Below are 20,025 nucleotides of genomic sequence, written 5' to 3'. Positions count from 1 at the left end.
TAGTGGTTAAAAATTCAGGTTCACACCCAGGGTAAAGGAACGGGTAGTAGGATATTTATCACGGTCGTCCATACCGGGGCTCAGACCGATCCGGTTTACCTCAGGGTCCAGTCCTTTGTAACCGGTAATGGTAAAGGTATTCAGGGAAGACACATATACCCTCGCTCCTTTCAGGTATTTATTTTTCAGACCGGCAAACGTATAGCCCAGTGTAATGTTATCTATCTTCCAGAAATCCCCATTTTCTACATAGTAGCTGTTAAATTCCAGGGCATTTACTTTTAATTCTGTTTTCCCAAATACCTTGTCATAGGCGGATCTCAGGATATTATAATTCTGGATGGTAGGGTTTTCCATGTACATGCGCTGGGAGTTGATAATCTGGTAGCCGAAAGCCCCACGCATGGTAATACCCAGGTCGAAGTGCTTGTAGGAGAAATTATTATTCCAGCCTGCATAATATTTAGGCAATCCATTTCCAATCACTTTCTTATCCTCGAAAGCATGTGGGAAATCATCGTACTTAACCGGCTTACCGTCTCTTCCTTCGTAGATCCATTTCCCTTTATCATCGATATCAATTACTTTATAACCATAAAAATCGCCTATTCCCTTTCCAATAGTTACAATATTGGTAAAGGTTTGAATAGGTACGCCTGCTGCACCGGTGGTGAAATAAGGGGTGGTAGTCTGGTACAATTCGTTGGACAAACTGATTAACTTGTTGGTGTTGGTAGAAAAGTTAACGCTGGTACTCCAGGTAAAATCACTTGTTTTTACCGGTACAAAATTCAGCATGATTTCTATCCCTTTGTTCTCCATTTTACCAACGTTGGCGGTAGTGAGCGGGTAAAGATTCGGGGGACTCGGCACTGCGTAGTTATACAGCAATCCTTTGATACGGCGGTTGTATACATCGATGTTACCGCTGATACGGCCTTTGAGCATACTAAAGTCTAACCCGATATTAGCTTCGGATTTTTCTTCCCAGCGGATAAACGGATTGGGGTTTGTAGCAGGTACCAGGATCTTTGACCATTTACCGTTCGTATACACATAATCGCCATAGCCGATCAATGGTTTGCTGAGAAAGCCGGCATTAGGCGGATTACCGGTGATACCGTAACCGGCACGCAGTTTCAGATCATCGAACAGTCCTTGCCCCTTCATAAATCCTTCGTTGGAAATTCTCCATCCGCCTGATACTGCCCAGAAATTACCCCAGGGGTTATTGGCGCCATACAGCTGGCTGGCACCCTCTCTTCTCAAACTCGCCAGCAACAAGTATTTGTCGGCATAGTTATAATTGAGCCTGCCGAAAAAACTAATGAGGTTTGTTTCGGTTTTATAACTGCTGATATTGGCCAGCTTATTTTTGATGCCCTCTCCCAGTCCCAGGTTATTATACCCAAACAGGTCGGTAGGAAAATCCTGGTTATCGGCATAGTTGCCGGAGGATTCGTTTTCCTGGTAACCGTAGCCGCCCAATACCGTAAAGTGGTGCTCTCCAAAGTTGCGGTTATATTCCGCCGTCCACTCCGTGAGGCGGTCGATCGACAGGTCGGCTGCCACAGAGGCAAAGCCATTCACCCCGCTTTTGATATTGGAAATATGCTTTTTGGATTCTGCGTATCCTTTGTTGGAATTAAACCGGGCATAGGAAAACAATGCCGACAGTTTTAAGTTATTAACCGGTGTATACGTTACCGTGGCATTCATGCGGGAGTTTACATTCTTGGCTTGTCCGTCGCTTTCATACAGCAAGGCCAGCGGGTTTTCGTAATCGAAGTTGCCCGTTTGCTCGTAGAAATCGCCATTGGCTTTACGCACTGGTTCTGTAGGATTACGGATCACGGTTTGCCGGTATATCCATCCGTTGAAACTATTGTCGCCGTTGTTGTTGCGGGTATAGTTATTGGTTTGATTGAGGATGCCCACGTTCAGTTTCACTTTATCGTTGAACATGCTGTGGTTGACATCAATTCTTCCGGAAAAGGTATTGTTATCGCTCTTTTTAAAGATGCCTTGCAATGCGCGGTAGTTGCCCGACACGAGGTAGTTGGTGGTAGCGTTGCCTCCGCGGATAGTAAGATTATGTACATGAGAAATGGGCGTGCGGGTAGCTTCTTTCAGCCAGTCGGTGGAGCTGCCGGCATCCCAGGAAGCCAGTCGGGTGCCGGCTTTGATCTGGTCGCGGTAGTCCTGGGCGGTGAGCATATTCAGCTTCCGGGCAATCACCTGTGTGGTCGTATAGCCGCTATAGTCCACCGTGTTGGAGAAACTGCCGCGGGCTCTTTTGGTAGTGATGATGATAACGCCATTAGAACCTCTTACGCCGTAGATGGCGGCAGAAGAGCCATCTTTGAGCACATCCACCGATTCAATATCTTCCGGCGCTACTGTTTTAAGATCACCGGGTACGCCATCGATAATGACGAGAGGGTTGGCATTGGCGCCATACAGGGTGGTGTTACCACGGAGTAATATCTGGGAGCCGGCGGTAGGGTTACCGCTGGGCGTACCGATGGTCATACCTGCCACTTTTCCCTGTATCAGTTGTCCGGCATCCTGCACGGGTCCTTTCACAAAGTTGGCTGATTTAACGGTAGCCACAGCGCTGGTCACATCTCCGCGGCGCTGGGTACCATAGCCAATTACTACAGCTTCCTGCAGGTTGGCCACGGTGGCTTTCAGCACCACGTCGATCGAAGTTCGGCCGGACACTGGTATTTCCTGGTCCTGGAAGCCGAGGAAGGAAAATATGAGAACAGCATCGGGGCTGTTGATATGCAGAGTATAGTGACCGGTAACATCGGTGACCGTACCGGCAGCAGCGTTCTTTATTTTTACGTTTACACCGGGCAGCGCTTCACCTTTGTCGTCTGTTACTTTACCTTTTACAGGTTCCTGTTCGTTGAGATGACCGCTGTCATTGGCGGGTATGGAGGTAGTTTTATTTTCCTTTTCTACGATGATTACCAGGTTGTCTTTCTGCAGATAGTGCAGCCGGGTATCTTTCAGGATCTTATCCAGTATGGCGGTTACTGGTTGTTGGTTAGCGGTAATGGAGATGTGGTCATAACCGGCTACCAGCTGATCGTTATATACCATGCCTAAGCCGCTCTTCTTTTCTATGAGGCTCAATATTTCCGGTAGTGATTTATCGGTGAGCCGCAGATCGATCTTCACCCCGCTTGCGCTGGGTCTGGCTTGCGCTTCTGCCCACCCACTGGTAGCGGTAATGCTGAGCAGGAACAGGATACACCCTATTCTCCGCAGGGCATAGAGATGACACCAAATGAATTTTTTCATACATTTGAACGTTTTGGTTAAATAAATGGTCGTTTATTTTTCTAGACAGGGCGGCCATAAGCTGCCCGATAGCCAGCTATGATTTCGCGGATCATGCTGGTTATTTTTTGTTGATGATTGTCAGTACATGCACAAGTGATTTAGTTCAACCTATGGTTGTTAGAGTGATATGATTTTATCTTTCATGGAATAACTAAGTTTGTTGGCTTTGGTGATGGCAAAAAGAATTTTATCCAGCGGGTCGTTGGTACTGAAGGTAGCGGTAAAACGAATATGCCGCGTTGCTTCTTTGCTGAAAGTAATCGTTACATCGTAATTGTTTTCCAGTATCAATGCTACCTTCTCCAGGCTTTCATTCCTGAATTGCAGTTTTCCCTGTAGCCAGCCGGTATTGTCGGTGGCGCTGACTTGCTTTTTCTGTATCCCTGCGGGCGACAAGGCCGCCTGTTCATCCGGCAGTACTACCATGGCTTCAGATCTATGGGACTCCTTTACTGCTACTTTTCCACTCACTACAGTTATCTTTACTTCCTTAGCAGCTGCATAGGCCTGTACATTAAAAGCAGTACCCAGTACTGTTGTTTGTATATTGGCAGTGCCTACTATAAAAGGGCATCGTTCCCGTGGTTGTATCTCAAAAAAGGCTTCTCCTTCCAGCAGGGTAACATGGCGGCTATTACCTTTAAAAACCCGGGGATAGCGGAGGCTGGAGCCTGCATTGAGCGTAACCACAGAACCATCGCTCAGGGTAAGTCGCAAGCGTTGTCCCCTGCCTGCCCTGGTAGTGGCATAGGTAGCGTTGCCTGTTTCTGTGTTTTTAAAAATGAGGAAAGTACCCAGCAATATCACGATAACAGCAGCGGCTATACGAATTACGCGCGACATGTAAACCAGTGGCCGTGCAGCCAGTTGCCGGTCAATTTTCGCTTTGAGGCGCTGCTGCACTTCATTCCGGTTAAAGGAGGTGGTATCGTGCGTATCGGCCGCCGACCGTTCATCCAGCCATTGTTCCAGGCGTTTTTGTTCTTCCGGTGTACATTCCCCTTTTAAATAACGATCCAGCAAACGTCCGGGCGTTTCATCTTTCATTAAAAACAATTTGGGCAGTCATCATAACACGTGGTCAGTAAAGTAGTGTCTGAAAAGAAACGTTGGTAGTAGATGAAGGAAAAAAAATTTCAGCAGCGGGATATTTTCATGCAACAGCGGTTACACATTGAGTTTCAGGTGCAGATATTTCAGGGCATTATTGATTTGTTTCTTCACCGTTTTATCGGAGATGTTAAGTTTATGGGCAATTTCTTTATGGGAAAGATCTTCTTTCCGGCTCAGGATAAATACTTCCCGCATCTTCAGGGGGAGTCTATCAATTTCCCGGTTTACCAGGTGTAATAGTTCATTAGCGTCCAGTTGCTGTTCAAAAACCTCGTCGGCTTCGGAAAACAGGAATCCCCACGACTTACGGAACGTAGTTTTTTTCATTTGTTGCCGGATATAGCGGAAGCCGCCATATCGTACACAGGAAAAGAGATAGGTATATAATGAGGTAATGCTGCCCAGGTTGTGGCGCCGTTTCCATAACGATACAAATACTTCCTGCAGGATATCTTCCGCCTCTTCGGTGTTTTTGATGGCTTTTACCAGGTAAAAGTAAAGTTGTTCCCAATAGCGCAGGTATATCACATCAAAAGCTTCCCTGTTGCCATCTTTGAGCAAGTTTAATAGAACATCGTCTGCATATTGTTGAAGATGCACACCATTCATAAGTGGAAAATTAACATAAACGTGAAACCTGTCTGCCCCCGGGAAAAACCACCTGCTGCGAATTGATTTTTACACCAGGGCCGATGCCTGTCATTATTAATTGTCTAATATACAATTAATAATTATTAGCCGCTTATTTTTTTTAAGACCTCCAAAAACAGGGAGAGAGGAACCTGGAAAACTCCCGGAACGCTGTCGCTTTTTGCCCGCTTATTTGTCGCATTACCACCCCGTATAACTCCGCAGATCACCCTAAGTTTGCAGTATTATTCATCCTTTAAAAAATCACTTATGAGAGCGCAATTGATCAGCGAAACAGCACTAACCGGCCAACTGTTGGTGCAGGTATTGTCGGCTTTTGATGATAAACAACTCAATACCGTACCTTTCGAAGGTAGCTGGACGGCGGCGCAGGTAGCAGAACATATCTGGAAAGCGGGAGATTGTGGCGTGGTGTATGGCCCGTCAGCGCCTACACAGCGGGCGGCGGATGAAAAGGTAAATGCGATCAAAGCCTTGTTCCAGGATTACAACGCAAAATTTAATGCAGCTGAAATGATTGCCCCCGGCAATGCGCCACATACGCAAACACAGGTAATGGAACATATTCACCAGGTATGGGATAAGCTGACTACCGCTGCCAACAACGTAGATCTCAATGAAGAATGCCTGGCTTTTGAAGTACCTGGATTTGGTCCTTTCACCCGGCTGGAGTGGATCAAATTCATCAATATACATACCCGGCGTCATATCCGCCAGCTGGAAAATATCCAGGCGCATGTGTTGAAGGAACAGCGGGCTTAAAGCAGAAAGCAAAAAGCTATTGCAGCGGGTGACCAATGCGATTTTAAATAGTCGCAAATATCATTCGCTGCAATAGCTTTTTGCTTTCTGCTTTAAGCCTTCTGCTTACTTAAAATTAATCCCCAATCCCACCTGCAGCTGCTGGGTTTTCCATTGGTAACGATCATCAATATCATTGATATTGGAAAGGCCCAAGACATAGCGGGCGTATACATGCAGCACATCAAACGTTAACGTAGCGCCTGCGGCAGCCCCCAAATTTCCGCGTTTAAACGCGCTGCGGTTATAGGTGAGCAGGTTGTCATTTTCGTAAAAGAGATAGCTATATTCGGGTCCTGCATTAACTGTAATCATTTTATTGATGTTATAACGCAGTAATACCGGGAGAGTGATGTAACTCAATTTGATATTTTTATTGGCGCCATCGTTACTATCATGAATATAACGCGCGCTGAAATCATCTGCCCGCTTAGGTCCTACCTGTGAAAACAACAGCTCCGGCTGTATCCCCCATTTCTTCGTAACATCATAGGTGGCAAATACGCCAATTCTTCCTCCCAGCGTGTAGTTGGGATTAATACCTTCTCCATCCAGTTTAAACATATTCAGGTCGGCTTTCAGGCCATAGTGAAACCCCTGGGCACTGAGGGATGAAACAGCAAAGCAAAAAACACACAAAGCTGCCAGCATTCGTTTTTTCATAGTTGTTATTTTAACCATAAAGAAACGAATGGATCTGATACGTATTGCTGGCGGGCATTCACTAATAGATGATCCTGCCGATTTTAACCGTCATGCCCGGAATTTCCTCGGCCAATTCCGGGGCTGATCAGGCGAGGTTGACCTTTTTGCCTGTTTTTACCGCCTGGTAGATAGCGTCTATAATCTTCAGGTCTTTCAGCGCCTCTTCACCGTTGACCGCTACCAGCGGCTGTTTTCCGGCCAGCAGAATATCTGCCATTTCGTCCATCTGCACCGTTTGATGGGTCATATGTGGTTGGGTGAGTTCTCCTTTAAACGTACGTCCTTTGATGGGTCCGTAGCCGGTGGAAGGTTGCAGTTCTGCAAACCCCTTTTCCCCGTTAAGGAAGAAACGGTCGAGGTTATTCATATTATAGGTAGACAGGCAGGAGGCCACTGCCCCGCTGGGAAATCCCAGCTGGAACTGTATGGTTTCATCTACGCCCGCATTAAACTTTATGGGATCTGTTTTGGTTTCCTGGGCGGTCACCCACAGTGGTTCTTCGCCCGTCATATAGCGGGCGCCGTTGATGGCATAAATGCCGATGTCCATCAGTGAGCCGCCGCCGGCCAGCTCTTTATTCAACCGCCATTGGGTGGGATCGCCTATGCGAAAGCCGCACTGTCCCTGGAAGAATAAGATCTTTCCGAATTCACCGCTATTCCGCATGCGGATAATCTCCAGCGTTTTGGGTTCAAAATGCATGCGATAACCTACCAACAATTGCACGTTGGCTTTTTTACAGGCCGCTATCATGTCAGCGCCCTCGTGGGCATTGAGGGCCATCGGCTTTTCACAGATCACATGTTTGCCTGCAGCGGCTACCCGCAGGGTTTGCCCATGATGCAGCGCATTGGGTGTAGTAATGTACACCACATCGATATCAGGATTATCCCTGATACGGTCGAAGTTGCTGTAGTTATAACAATTGGCGGCCGGGATGTCAAAACGTTGCTGCCAGTCGGTGATCTTGGAAGGCGTTCCGCTAATTACGCCCACCAGTTTGGCCTTCGTGCAGGACTTCATGGCATCGGCTACGCGGTTGGCATAGCTACCTAATCCCATGAGAGCTACCCTCAGTACTTTTCCTTCTTTCGGGCGTCGGGTAACGGCCCAGCCGGGGAGCGACATAAAAGGCAATACCATAGCCGTAGCGGCGATCTGCTGTAAGAAATTGCGGCGAGAATGCATAACGGGAATATTTTGGGTTTCACGAATGGTTTAATAATACAAAAAAAATCCGGTACGGGAAAGTATATACGAAAAGGGGGTAACGCATTTAAAACAATCGCCGGCAGGCCCGGAAAATCCGCACCTGCCGGCGATCCTATCTCACTAAAAAATTTATTACTGTTTTACATCATACAAAATTACGAACTCTACCCGGCGATTACGGGCCTTGCCGGCATCTGTATTGTTGGAGGCAATCGGGTCACGATCCGATAATCCCCAGGTAAACATACGATCGTTATTCACATTAAAACTGCTGAGCAATCCTTTCGCAGAAGCAGCCCGCTTTTCAGACAGCTCCCGGTTGTAATCGGCTGAACCGGTATTATCCGTATGACCTGTAATTAATATCTTGGTTTTGCCATACTTATTGAGGATCTCCGCAAAACGGCTAAAAGTAGGCTTAATAGCGTCATTTACCTGGTCGGAGGAAGAGGCAAATAATACGTTGTTGGGGAAAATAACCTTTAAACTGTCTTTGATAATACTTACTTCCGCCTCATTCAATACGTTCTTCAACTCTTCGTACTGCTTGCTCATATATACATGGGGACTACTGCTTTTCCTGGTAGATGCGCAGGAAGCCATAAATGCCATTGCTACCAGGGCCAGCAAACAATAGCGTGTCGTGAATAACATTCTTTTCATATCCTGTGTATTAGGGCACAAAGGTATGTAAAATAGCCATTATCAAGCTGTTGCATCGACAATCTCTAATATTCAGAAAAACATATATGCGTTAATGTTATATACTGTTATGGCAACTCCCCGGATGACAGCTACCAGTGCCGGGATTCGGCGAAAAGTAGCGCGAATGTCATTTTCTCTACCTATGGCTGGTATGGGACATTACAATAACATAATATTGGGGTTCCTTCCGGTCTCCCGGAATTTTTTTGATTTTAACGGTGAACAATTCATGAAAAAAGCACTGCTATTTGCACTACTGGCCGTAGCTGGCCGGCAGGCCATGGCCCAAAATGCCCCCGTCGATACCCGGGTGTTCTGGGCAGAACATTTTAATACCGGCGACCTGCCCGACGGATGGAAAAACATAGACTCAAGTCATAAACAACTCAACTGGATTGTCACCAATCAGCCTTATCCCGGCTCCTTCGAATACCAGCAACAGGCGCCTCCTATCGCTTCCAAAAGCCGCGGCTACCACCTGCAATTCCAGGCCGGCTACTTCGTAGATGAAGACCAGCCATCCTGGGTTAAAAAGAAAGAATATCCCGATACCTGGGTACAAACCGCCCCTATTAACTGTGCCGGCAAATCGTCTGTGATCCTGCGTTTCCAGCATACCTTCCGATATAACAACGCCTTTGCCGCTCCAGGCGCCGCTTTGCTGGCAGGCGTAAGTACCGATGGCATTCACTGGACCGACTTCAACGTGATGAACAACGTACCCGCGGCCAATGACATGTTTATTCCCATTAACCAGGAACTTAACATCACTAAAATAGCCGCTCACCAGCCACAGGTATATATCCGTTTTTACTGGAAAGGATTTTACAGCTGGTACTGGATGATCGACGATATCGAACTGGCGGAAGGCTACAAAAAAGACCTGGCCCTCACCCGCCTTACTTCTCATACGGAAGAAAAAAATACATTCACCCAAGCCGATGAACTGGCTATCACCGTAAAAAACAGCGGCATCGATGCCATTAAATCTGCTTTTACCGTGCGCTGCAACATCGACCAGCGGCCTCCAGTGACGGTGACCGTGCCCGCCAATAAAAAGGGACTGCAGCCTGGCCAGGAACTGAGCATTAAATTCCCGGCTACCGACCTCACCGATCGCCCTATGCATAATGTGGCGTTTGTGTTGCAATACCCGGAAGATGAACACCGCGCCAATGACTCCCTGCGTGTACACATCAACGCCAATGCGTCGCACATCGGTAATGTAACCGGCTTCCAGGCTGCCGGCGCCAACGAATTTGATATCCGCGCCGGCTTATCTGCCTTTAAACTCATCTTCTATGCAGACGATATCTTCCGGCTCTGGATGGCTCCCGATGGCGAATTTACCGACCCCGCCGGCAACGATATCGTAGTGATGAACCAGCCCGGTAAGGTTACGCTCAGCAGCAGCGACAAAGGCGCTTACTACCAGGTGAAAAGCAACAGCTGCGTGGTGCGTGTATATAAGCAGCCCTTACGCTTTGCCCTATACGATATTACCAACACCAGGGCTATCTGGGAAGAGTCGACCCCGCTTACGTTCGGCTCCGTGACTACCCAAACCATGAAACGTCAACCCGACGAATATTTCTATGGCGGCGGAATGCAGAATGGCTATTTCTCCCATCGCGGCCAGGAAATTTTAATCGAAAAAGGAAATGGCTGGGATAATGGCGGTCGCCCTAACCCCGCACCATTTTACATGTCCACCGCCGGATACGGCGCTTTCAGGAACACATTCGATGTGGGTAAATACGATTTCAGGGATACCCTGCAATTCAAACACAATGAAAACCGTTTCGATTGTTTCTATTTCTACGGTCCTTCCCTCAAACAAATTCTCGATGGCTATACCCGCGTTACCGGTCGCCCTTTCCTGATGCCCCGCTGGGCGCTGAGCCTGGGCGATGCCAACTGCTACAATCGCGGTGGCGCCGGTACCGATTCCAAAGCATACAAAGGCACCGGCACTACCGGCACCACACCCGATGTGATTAAGCTGGTGGCCGACAAATACATAGAAAACGATATGCCCCGCGGCTGGATCCTGCCCAACGATGGTTACGGTTGCGGCTATACGAAATTGGACTCCACCATCATGGAACTCCATAAGCGCGGCTTCTATACCGGTTTGTGGACAGAAAACGGGGTAGATAAAATAGCCAAAGAAGTGGGCGTATACGGCTCCCGCCTGGCCAAACTGGATGTAGCCTGGGTAGGCCCTGGTTATAAGTTTGCGCTGGATGGTTGCAAAGCCGCCTATGAAGGCATCGAAAATAACAGCAACGCCAGGGGCTATATCTGGAGCGTGATGGGATGGGCGGGTACCCAACGCTATTCCACCGTTTGGTCGGGCGACCAATCAGGCAACTGGGAATATATCCGCTTTCATATCCCCACCGTTATCGGGGCCGGTTTATCGGCCCAAAACGCCGCCACCGGCGATGTAGACGGCATTTTCCGGGGCAGCGACTCTACCTATGTGCGCGATCTGCAATGGAAATGTTTTACGCCCGTACTCATGGTCATGAACGGCTGGGCAAAGAAAAATAAACAGCCTTATCTCCAGGGAGAAACAAATACCGCTACCAACCGGAAATACCTGCAACTCAAAATGCGGCTTACCCCTTATATGTATACCCTCTGCGCAGATGCCCATGCTACCGGCGTTCCCGCATCCAGGGCTATGATACTGGAGTTTCCGGAAGATACGGTATGCCGTGGTACCAGTACCCAATACCAATTTATGAACGGGCCTTCCTTACTGGTAGCGCCTGTGTATAAAAGTGAAGGTAAACGGGACAGCATTTATCTCCCTGCCGGCACCTGGTACGATTACTGGGATGGTACAGCTTATACCGGCGCCACCGTACTGAATAACTATAACGCACCGCTGGATAAACTGCCCTTGTTCGTAAAACAAGGCGCTATTATTCCCATGTACCCACAGATGAACTATGATGGGGAGAAAAAAACAGATACCCTCACCCTCGACATTTATCCCGCCGGTAAATCTTCTTTCGATTTATATGAAGATGATGGACTGACCCGCGAATACAAAAACGGCGTCTTTGCCAGAACGATGATTGAAGTGGATGCCACCCAGGGTACGCGCATCACCATCAACGCAGCCAGGGGCACTTATACCGGTATCAATAAACAACGTGCATACGTGCTCCAGGTACATCGTGCTACCGCTCCGAAAAAGGTAATGGTCAACGGGCAGGCAGTAAAAGTGTATAGCAGTCAACCGGCCTTCGACAAGGCAGCTACGGGCTGCTTCTTTAACGCGTCGGACAAAAAAGGTACGTTACATATTAAGACATCTTACCTGGATACCGCTACTACACAGCAAATCGATATCCAGTAAAATTTATTGTTGCACGAGAGAGGCCGGATCCAATGATCCGGCCTTTTTTATAGCATTAATTTCTATCTTGTAGTAACTATGACGACCATTCCTTTACTACAAAGCCTCTCTGGCCTGTTAGCGGGCGTTGCCCTCATTGTATTGCTTACGGCCCGGTTCCGGGTACATGCCTTCTTTGCCTTACTGCTGGCAGCAGTATTGACCGGTTGCATATTAGGACTACCGGCAGCTGATATTCTCGCCAGCATTAAATCCGGCATGGGTAACATTATTGGTTCATTAGGATTGCTGATTGTACTGGGCACTACCTTGGGGCTGATACTGGAACATAGCGGCAGTACGGCGGTACTGGCCAATTATGTATTGCAACGTATAGGTACCGGAAAGGCGGCTCTGACCATGAATATGATTGGTTACCTGGTAGGTATGCCTATTTTCTGTGATTCGGGATTTATTGTACTAAGCGGATTAAACAAGGCGCTGGCACAGCGTTCCGGCGTATCGCTGATGATCATGGCGTCCTCTCTGGCTACAGGCTTATATGCCGTACATTGCCTCATGCCGCCGCATCCGGGTATTACCGCGGCTACTGTTACCATTCACGCCGAAACAGGCAAGGTAATGCTCTATGGCTTGCTGATCGCTATTCCCGCTGCCGCCGGCGGTTATGCCTGGTCGGTATTTGCCGGAAAGCGTTTAGCCGCTCATGTTAGTACCGAGTCTGCCGTTGCTCCGATTGCTGCCGGGCCTTCTGTGGGCATGTCGGTGCTGCCGGTGGCGGTGCCTATTTTACTGATTGCAACACGCTCGCTCTTTAGCCTGGAAACCGGCGTGGCGCCGTCTTTTGGCCTAAAGACCGTGGCCTTGCTGGGCACACCGGAGGTAGCGCTCAGCGTAGGCATCCTGCTGGCCTTAACACAGTTGAAGGATAAAGTAAGTGCGCTGTTGCAGGAAAGCGCAGAAAAAGCTGCCGGCATACTGGTGATTATCGGCGCTGGTGGTGCTTTTGGAGCCATCCTGGCGAAAGCAGATATTGGCAGTCACATTGCGCAAAACCAGGCAGTGGCCGCCATGGGTTTATTACTACCGTTCCTGGTTACCGCCCTGCTTAAAACGGCCCAGGGCTCTTCTACGGTGGCCATCATCGCCGCCGCTGCCATTATGCAGCCATTGTTGCCCATGATCGGGTTGGATTCCGGCAATGGCCACATCATTTGTGTACTGGCCATGGGTGCCGGTTCTATGATGATTTCCCATACCAACGATGCCTACTTCTGGGTGATTTCCCGGTTTTCCGGGCTGGAAGTAAAGGATATGCTGCGGGTATATAGTACCAGCACTATTGTGATGGCGCTGGTATCACTGGCAGGCGTGTACGTGTTATCACGCTGCCTGCCCGGGGTATAGTGTTATGCGGAGAGCGCCTGATCCAGATCGCGGATAATATCGTCTACATGCTCCAGCCCCACGCTCAGGCGGATTAAGCCATCAGAAATACCTGCTTTTTCCCGGTCCTCTTTCTTCATACCGGAATGCGACATAGACGCCGGGTGAGAGATGAGGGTATCTACGGTACCCAACGACACTGCCCGCAAACACATTTGCAGGCGATCGATAAATCCTACCGCCGCTTCAAATCCCGCTTTTAATTCGAAGCTCATCACCGCGCCGGGGTGGCGCATTTGCCGGGCCGACAATGTATAGTCTGGATGATCCGGCAACCCATTAAAGTTTACTTTGGCTACCGCCGGATGTGCCTGGAGAAATTCTGCTACCTGTTGCGCATTACTGCAATGTTGCTTCATACGCAGCTCCAGTGTTTTAATGCCCTGGATGAGCAGGTAGGTGTCAAAGGGATTAGCGCAACCACCCAGCAAGGTGGCGGTTTTGCGTGCCTTCGACTGCATGAAAGCCATATCTTTTCCGATGAACACCCCGCCGATAGCGGTGCCGTGCCCATTCAGGAACTTGGTAGTAGAATGAAATACGAAGTCGGCGCCATAGCGAAATGGCTGTTGCAGGTAAGGCGTGGCAAAGGTATTGTCTACACTTACTTTCACCTGGTGCCTGCCGGCGATGCAGCATACCGCTTCCAGGTCTACACAGCGCATAGAGGGATTGGCGGGCGATTCAATATGGATCAGTTTCACGGCACGATTAGCCGCCAGCAGGGCATCGAGTCCTTCCAGGTCATGCAGGTCCACAATTTGTGCTGTTACCCCGAAGGCAGGCAGGAAATTAAACAGAAACTCATGAGTGCCTCCATACAATGAATAATGGGTGAGCACCTGGTCGCCCGCCACCAGGTTCGACAGCATCAGCGTAGCCATGGCTGCCTGTCCGCTGGCATGTAAAATAGCTTTCAGCGGCAGTGGACTGCCATCTGCCTGTTCCAGCCCCAGCGCTTCCAGGGCGGCGATCAGCTCTTCTGCAACGGTTACCGTAGGATTGCCGAAGCGGGAATAAATATAACCAGGCGCCGTACCCTGGAAACGGTCCATGCCTTGTTGTGCATTATCGAAAGTAAACGTAGAGGTGGCGAAAACAGGCACCAGGTGCGCATTTTCAGCGATATGGGATTGCGCAGCATGGATAGCTGCGGAAGCCATGTTAGTATAATTAGCCATAGTGATATAAAAATAAAAAAGTAAAATGAAATGCCATCTATCAAAGAAAGCGTTTGCAGAAAACCCTTAAATGCCCTAATATTGAGGGCAGCTAAACATTTTTGCCACCAATAACCAGGAACACGCTGTGAACATACCAGACGACAGGAAACTTTTTTCAGCAATCGCCCATGGAGATGAAGCAGCTTTTCGTTTATTATATCACCGGTACAATGCTGTGCTGATAGGCTCTGTCAAAAAATTGTTGAAATCAGATACTGCCGCAGAAGAAGTGATGCAGGAAGTGTTCCTGAAAGTATGGCTGCTCCGGGACACCCTGGCAGCTATCGAAAATCCCGGCGGCTGGCTGTACACGCTGGCTTCGAACCGGTCGTTGTCGACGCTCCGTCAACATGCCCGGGAAAAAAACCGGCAGGATGATATCATCGCTGATGTTCCTGACCAGGAAGACTTTTCAGCCGGCATCTATGCAAAGGAACTGCAAAGCCTGATTAAAACAGCGGTGGAAAAATTACCGGCCTCCCGCAGGGAAGTATTTATGATGAATACCCAGGACGGCAAATCCCGCAAGGAAATTGCCGAAGCGTTGGACATCTCCGAAAATACCGTTAAAAACCAACTGGTTACCGCCCGCAAATTTATCCGGGAATACCTGGAAAAACATACCGGCACCCGCCTTCCTATCTTACTGATTATCCTGTTGTCGAGATTTTTGTGATTTTTTTTCAGACGCATAGTACACTTGTTAGTTTTTAGCGTCTAACCAGCAAAAGAAGGGAACAGTATCGTGGAAGCTAAAGATTATTACCGCTTTTTACTACAGCGTTATTACGAAGGTACCGCCTCCGCAGCGGAGGAAGCGGAATTGTTTGCAGCATTGCGAACCAATGACGATGACGACGAATGGACTGCGCTCATCAACGAGCTGCATACCACTGCCATAGCCGATCCGGCTTATGATCCTTCTGAATATGAGCCACAGCTCCAACGTATTTTACATGGGGAACCGGTGGTTAAAAAAATCCGCTTCTATCGTCGCCCTTATGTGGCGGCAGCAGCTATCGCAGGGCTCTTCCTCTGCACGGCAGCCTGGTTTACCTGGCGGCAGCATACGCCGCCACCACCCGTGGTGATAGCGGCCAATACCGATGTACAACCCGGTAAAAACGGCGCGGTATTAACGCTCGGAGATGGCAGCCAGGTAGTATTAGACAGCCTAAACAATGGCGTGATAACCACCCAGCAAGGTACCCGCGTTACCCTGCACAACGGCCAGCTGGCTTATGATGCCTCTGCCGCCGGCATGGTAAGCTACAATACCATGAGTACGCCCCGCGGACGCAAATTCAGACTGCAACTCCCGGATGGTACCCTGGTATGGATCAATGCCGCCAGCGCCATCAGCTTCCCTACCGTTTTTACCGGCAGCAACCGAACCGTTGCCCTCAATGGAGAAGCCTATTTTGAGGTAGCACCCAACAGCCGGCAGCCATTTATTGTGAAATTAAATAATGAAACCAGCGTAGAAGTGCTGGGCACACATTTTAATGTCAATAATTACCAGGAAGACGCCAACATCAGCACTACTTTACTTGAAGGCGTGGTACGCGTAAATGTGCAGCATCAACCAAAAGTACTACAGCCAGGACAACAGCTGCTGATCAATAAACCAACCGGCGCCACCACCCTGCAACACCAGGTAGATACCCTGGCCGTTATTGCATGGAAAAATGGCATACTCAATTTCCAGGATAAAAAACTCACCACCGTCATGAGCATTATTGCCCGGTGGTATGATATTGAAGTCGTATATGAATCAACACCGCCAGACATCACCTTTGTAGGAGAAATAGGTAGTGATGTAAACCTCTCCAGCGTACTCAATTTCCTGAAAGATTCAGGCATTCACTTCCAGCTGACAGGCAGAAAAATAATTATAAAATCATAAAAAGACGTTTTCATCAGACATGTTATAGAAAAACAGTGAACTAAACAATTCAATCATCAACAAGAAGGCCACCTGTAATAAAAAAACCGGAAGTGTTTCGACCCACCTCCGGCTAAGAAAGATTACAGCTATGCAAAACAGTTGAGTATTCCAGACAACCATCTATTTACAAGCCAAATCAATGCAAAGCTATGCAAAAAATTGCTCTTTGTAACCGGCATTCCCATGCGCCTATGTTAGGAAAAATACGCAACAGGAGCCGGTTTTCAACCAAAATGCTGTTAGTTATGAAACTGACTTTCTTATTATTAACTACCGCTTTACTGCAAGTGAGTGCCACAGGGTATGCGCAACTGATCACCTGGTCGGGGCACAATGTGCCGGTAGAAAAACTCTTTTCCGTTATCCGCAGGCAATCCGGTTATACCGTTGTAGCCAGCCGCGACGTACTGGAAAAAGCACGTCCCGTTACCCTGAAAGTGGAAAATGTATCTATACAAACTTTCCTCGATCTCGTGCTGAAAAATCAGCCACTGAAATATGTGATTGAAAACAGGTCTGTCTTCATCTCTCCCGCGCCAACTACGTATAACAGCAATAGCAGCCTTGCCGCCCCTCCTATCGAAGTACGGGGAAAAGTAACCGATGAAACCGGCCACCCTTTGCCCGGCGTTTCAGTAAGGGTTAAAAACACCTCCCAGGGTGTGAGTACTGACAATGATGGCTCCTATACCCTGCGCATCAGCGCGGAAGGCCCGCAGATATTGATCTTCTCTTTTGTAGGAATGACGCCCCAGGAAGTTGCCGTTGCCGGCAGCGGCACGTTCAACGTAACACTGAAAGCTTCGGTAGAGCAACAAACAGAAGTGGTAGTAGTAGGTTATGGTACGCAGAAAAGAAGCGATGTAACCGGTGCTGTATCTTCTGTACCGAAAGAAAGACTGCAAAATCTTCCCGTTACAAACGTTTTGCAATCGATTCAAGGCACTACGCCCGGGGTAAATATCATCAGCAACAGCAGCAAGCCGGGAAGTTCTCCCGCCTTCTATTTGCGCGGTCTTAAATCCGTTAACGCCAGCAACGAGCCTCTCATCGTATTGGATGGTATCCCTTTCAGCGGCAGCTATAACGATATCAACCCCAACGATATCGCATCTATCGACCTCCTGAAAGATGTTTCTGCCTCCGCTATTTACGGCGCCAGAGGCGCCAATGGCGTGATCATGATCACCACCAAGCAAGGTAAAACCGGTAAACCACAGATCAGCTATAATGGCTACGCTGGACCGGAATACCAGTCCAACGTAGTGAAACAAATGAACGGCGAACAATACCGCACCAAAAACCACTGGTATAATATCCAGGCAGGCCGCCCCGATGCACCGGACTTGCCTTACCTGTCTGAACAAAATAATTTTGCCAACGGCGCCAAAGAAGTAAACTGGCTCAAAGAAATTGCGCAACAGGGCTATATCCATAGCCACGAGCTGAGTATTTCAGGCGGTAGCGACAACGTGAAATATTATCTCTCCGGTACCTACCTGAAAGAAGATGGTACCCTGAAAGGCTACCAGTATAACCGCTCCAGCATCCGCGCCAATGTAGACGCGAAAGTAACGTCCTGGCTGAGAACCGGTGTGAACATGTTCCTCGTTAATAACAACAACGATGGCGGTGAAGTATCCCTCTTTAGCGCCAATGCCCTCAGTCCTTACGGTACGCTTTACAACGCAGCCGGCGACTACGAAGTATACCCGATTGCGCCGCAAACACTGTATACCAGTCCACTGATCAACCTGTACGATCCGGCTATCAGCCGCAGTAAAAACATGACGGCCAGCGGATATGCGGAAATAGCACCTGACTTCGTAAAAGGACTGAAATACCGGGTCAACGCCTCCTATTCTTTCCGTCCTAATCGCAGCGGCGACTACACCGGCCGCAAAATGGGCGATATGCAAGGTACTGCCCAGGTGATTAACGGAGAAGGTAAGCAATGGATCGTAGAAAATCTCCTCACCTATACTACCCAGTGGAAAAAGCATCACCTCGACCTCACCGCCTTGTACAGTGCGCAGAAAGACGAAAACTTTACTTCCCAGCTGGATGCCAATTCCTTTGTAAACGATAACCTCGACTTCTATAATATGAAAGCGGCACAGGTACAGAAAACTACCACTTCCTACACCGGTAGCATGCTCCTGTCGCAGATGTTCAGGATCAACTATAACTACGATAGCCGCTACCTGCTCACCGCTACTATCCGTCGTGATGGCTACTCCGGCTTCGGCCCGGATAATAAATACGGCGTATTCCCTTCCGTGGCAGTAGGCTGGAATATTCATAATGAGAAATTTATGGCGCAACTCCCATTGATTTCCCAGTTGAAACTACGTGCCTCTTATGGTACCTCCGGTAACCAGGCGGTAGGCAGCTACCGCACGCTGTCGCGCCTCGCCACCACCAACTATGTATTTGATGGCGTTACGGCTGTAGGTGTAGTGCCAGATATATTGGGCAACAACAAACTCAAATGGGAAACGACTTCCGGTTTGAACCTGGGTATCGACTTTGCTTTGTGGAATAACCGCCTCAGTGGTAGCATTGAAACCTATAGCACCCGCACTTACGACCTGTTGCTGAGCAGGAAAATACCGGCTGCCAATGGTTATACTTCCGTATACGACAACATCGGTGAAACGGCCAATAAAGGGTTGGAAATATTATTGAACACCCGCAACATACAATCCGATAACTTCACCTGGCAAACGGCTTTCAACATCTCCTTCAACCGGAATAAAGTAGTATCACTGTATGGCGACAATAAAGATGATATCGGCAACAACCTGTTCATAGGCAAGCCACTGTTGGGCATTTACGACTATACCATGGTAGGCATCTGGCAGGAAGGTGAAGACAGCAAGATTGATCCCGGCGCCAAAGCAGGTTATATCAAATTTAAAGACCTGGACAACAGTGGTAAAATAGATGCCGCCGACCGTTCCTATCTCGGTACACAATTACCGAAATATATTGCGGGTTTGACGAATACCTTTACCTACAAAAACTTTTCACTGAACATCTTCCTGCAGGATGTACACGGATCGCTGCGGGCCAACAACATCCTCGATAATCGCGACCAGGCAGGCATTATCAACCTGCCGGCTTCCATTCCTTACTGGACTACCGAAAACAAGATCAATACCAACCCGGCCTTGTTTTACACCAATCCAAAAGGATATAAATATGCCCAGGATGCTTCCTTTATCCGCGTGAAGGATGTAACGCTCAGCTACAACTTCAACAAACAGGCCTTGCAGCGTTACAACATTTCCAACCTGCAGGTATATGTCAGCGGCCGCAACCTGGCTACTATCACCAAATGGCAGGGATACGATCCGGAAACATCGCCATCCTCTATTACTTCTTCCAGTACCCGCTTAAGTAACGGGCAGGGTGCGGGCCAGCAGAGCTCCGATTTTTATCCGCTGAATATGTCGTTGATATTGGGTGTTAATATCAGTTTATAATTTAA

13 protein-coding genes are annotated in these 20,025 nt (G+C 48.5%); 6 read left to right on the top strand and 7 right to left on the bottom strand.

Features of this window, described 5'->3' with window-relative positions:
* Nucleotides 1-6 precede the first annotated feature (6 nt).
* From FHW36_RS12505 to FHW36_RS12495, 3 genes are all read right to left on the bottom strand, one after another.
* Nucleotides 7-3,312: a SusC/RagA family TonB-linked outer membrane protein gene (locus tag FHW36_RS12505; RefSeq protein ID WP_222429061.1), complete on the bottom strand. Its 3,306-nt coding sequence runs from the start codon at nt 3,310-3,312 to the stop codon at nt 7-9.
* Nucleotides 3,313-3,471: 159 nt separating this feature from the next.
* Nucleotides 3,472-4,401, bottom strand: coding sequence for a FecR family protein (locus FHW36_RS12500; RefSeq protein WP_145668723.1), 930 nt, complete (start codon nt 4,399-4,401; stop codon nt 3,472-3,474).
* Between the two features lie 120 nt (nt 4,402-4,521).
* Entirely contained in the window at nt 4,522-5,076 is a 555-nt protein-coding gene (locus tag FHW36_RS12495) for an RNA polymerase sigma factor (protein WP_145668710.1), read from the bottom strand.
* A gap of 291 nt (nt 5,077-5,367) precedes the next feature.
* Between FHW36_RS12495 and FHW36_RS12490 the strand changes: the two genes are divergently transcribed.
* Entirely contained in the window at nt 5,368-5,880 is a 513-nt protein-coding gene (locus FHW36_RS12490; RefSeq protein WP_145668698.1) for a DinB family protein, read from the top strand.
* Between the two features lie 105 nt (nt 5,881-5,985).
* Here FHW36_RS12490 and FHW36_RS12485 read toward each other — a convergent pair whose 3' ends face one another.
* From FHW36_RS12485 to FHW36_RS12475, 3 genes are all read right to left on the bottom strand, one after another.
* The gene (locus FHW36_RS12485) at nt 5,986-6,582 is read right to left on the bottom strand and encodes a porin family protein (protein ID WP_186452411.1); all 597 of its coding nucleotides are present in this window, start codon (nt 6,580-6,582) and stop codon (nt 5,986-5,988) included.
* A 127-nt stretch (nt 6,583-6,709) separates the two neighbouring features.
* Nucleotides 6,710-7,813 carry a Gfo/Idh/MocA family protein gene (locus FHW36_RS12480; protein WP_145668678.1) on the bottom strand — a complete coding sequence of 368 codons (1,104 nt, stop codon included), beginning with the start codon at nt 7,811-7,813 and terminating at the stop codon, nt 6,710-6,712.
* A gap of 156 nt (nt 7,814-7,969) precedes the next feature.
* The gene (locus FHW36_RS12475; protein ID WP_145668669.1) at nt 7,970-8,500 is read right to left on the bottom strand and encodes an OmpA family protein; all 531 of its coding nucleotides are present in this window, start codon (nt 8,498-8,500) and stop codon (nt 7,970-7,972) included.
* Between the two features lie 271 nt (nt 8,501-8,771).
* On the opposite strand from FHW36_RS12475, the gene FHW36_RS12470 reads away from it, so the two are divergent.
* Nucleotides 8,772-11,915, top strand: a complete 3,144-nt coding sequence (locus tag FHW36_RS12470; protein WP_222429060.1) for a glycoside hydrolase family 31 protein — start codon at nt 8,772-8,774, stop codon at nt 11,913-11,915.
* A 78-nt stretch (nt 11,916-11,993) separates the two neighbouring features.
* Complete coding sequence (locus FHW36_RS12465) at nt 11,994-13,322, top strand: GntP family permease (protein ID WP_145668659.1); 1,329 nt, start codon at nt 11,994-11,996, stop codon at nt 13,320-13,322.
* 2 nt (nt 13,323-13,324) lie between these two features.
* Here the strand turns inward: FHW36_RS12465 and FHW36_RS12460 are convergent, their stop codons facing one another.
* On the bottom strand, nt 13,325-14,542 hold the full coding sequence (locus FHW36_RS12460) for a trans-sulfuration enzyme family protein (protein WP_145668657.1): 1,218 nt from the start codon (nt 14,540-14,542) through the stop codon (nt 13,325-13,327).
* A gap of 127 nt (nt 14,543-14,669) precedes the next feature.
* Between FHW36_RS12460 and FHW36_RS12455 the strand changes: the two genes are divergently transcribed.
* From FHW36_RS12455 to FHW36_RS12445, 3 genes are all read left to right on the top strand, one after another.
* Nucleotides 14,670-15,260 carry an RNA polymerase sigma factor gene (locus tag FHW36_RS12455; RefSeq protein WP_186452410.1) on the top strand — a complete coding sequence of 197 codons (591 nt, stop codon included), beginning with the start codon at nt 14,670-14,672 and terminating at the stop codon, nt 15,258-15,260.
* Nucleotides 15,261-15,329: 69 nt separating this feature from the next.
* Complete coding sequence (locus tag FHW36_RS12450) at nt 15,330-16,490, top strand: FecR family protein (protein ID WP_145668644.1); 1,161 nt, start codon at nt 15,330-15,332, stop codon at nt 16,488-16,490.
* A 287-nt stretch (nt 16,491-16,777) separates the two neighbouring features.
* Entirely contained in the window at nt 16,778-20,020 is a 3,243-nt protein-coding gene (locus tag FHW36_RS12445; protein ID WP_186452409.1) for a TonB-dependent receptor, read from the top strand.
* The last annotated feature ends 5 nt before the right edge of the window (nt 20,021-20,025 follow it).

The organism is Chitinophaga polysaccharea (genome assembly GCF_007829335.1).
In the GTDB taxonomy this organism is placed as follows: Bacteria; Bacteroidota; Bacteroidia; order Chitinophagales; family Chitinophagaceae; genus Chitinophaga; species Chitinophaga polysaccharea_B.
This window is presented reverse-complemented; position numbering and strand designations above follow the sequence as displayed.